Below are 977 nucleotides of genomic sequence, written 5' to 3'. Positions count from 1 at the left end.
CGACAATGGCAATACTCTTTCTGCGGAAGCAAGGAACATGCTTGCTTACTCTGGAGTCATGGGCGTAACAAGTTGGAGTATGACAACTTTGGATATACAAAGGTTGTTTACTTCAAGAATGGAAGCAGCATCGAATATGTACATACCTCAGATGGAGAGAAGCTGAAGGAGACATACACTACTTCTGTCCCAAACATCACCAAGCCTGTCGGTTTACCATTCTCCCTTGCTCCTCCCGAGATACAAAGCGTCATCACCAAAGACTACTGGGGCACGGACATCATTTGCAAGAACGGCACACCACAGCAATTCTTCTTTGACGGTGGTTTTGCGAACATCAAGGGCAACGAGTTGTCGTGGCATTACTACGTCAAGGACCATCTCGACAGCAACAGAATCGTACAGGACGAGAAGGGTAAAGTAGAAGCTACATACAACTTCTATCCTTTCGGCGGAAGCTTTGAGCATTGTCAGGAGCTGTACACTAACAATATCTCCCAGCCTTTTACTTACCAAGGCAAGGAGAAGGTTAACATGTATGGCTTCGGAATGCTTGACTTCGGAGCACGCTTCCATGCGCCGCTACTCGGCAGATGGACAAGCGTTGACCAACTGAGCGAGAAGTACTACAGCTGGAGTCCCTATGTCTTCTGCCTGAACAATCCTATCAGAAACACAGATACGGATGGTCGTATTGTTGAGACAGGATGGGATGCCGCCAATGTGGCAATGGATGCCACAAGCCTCATAGCCAATGCCGCAACAGGAAACTATTGGTCGGCGGCAGTTGACGGTGCCGCCCTGATATATGATGTAGCTGCAACAGCCGTCCCCGGCTTGCCAGGTGGTGCGGGGGCTGCATTGAAGGTCTATCGCGCGAGCAAGGTTGTCAATACGGCACAAACTGCAAAGACTGTATTTCGAGCTACGAAAAACAATTATCGCAGTGTCTTGCAGAAAGCTACGGGCAAGATAGG

The 977-nt window shown here is 49.0% G+C and carries 1 protein-coding gene; it reads left to right on the top strand.

All coding sequences use genetic code 11. The features are described 5' to 3' along the window. On the top strand, positions 1 to 977 hold a 977-nt coding region (locus DW917_RS16530), incomplete at both ends, for an RHS repeat domain-containing protein (protein WP_305000150.1).

Origin of the sequence: Prevotella sp. AM42-24, from assembly GCF_003461825.1 — a bacterium.
In the GTDB taxonomy this organism is placed as follows: Bacteria; Bacteroidota; Bacteroidia; order Bacteroidales; family Bacteroidaceae; genus Prevotella; species Prevotella hominis.
Note: the sequence above shows the minus strand (reverse complement) of the source record. Positions and strands in the feature narration are given on the sequence as shown.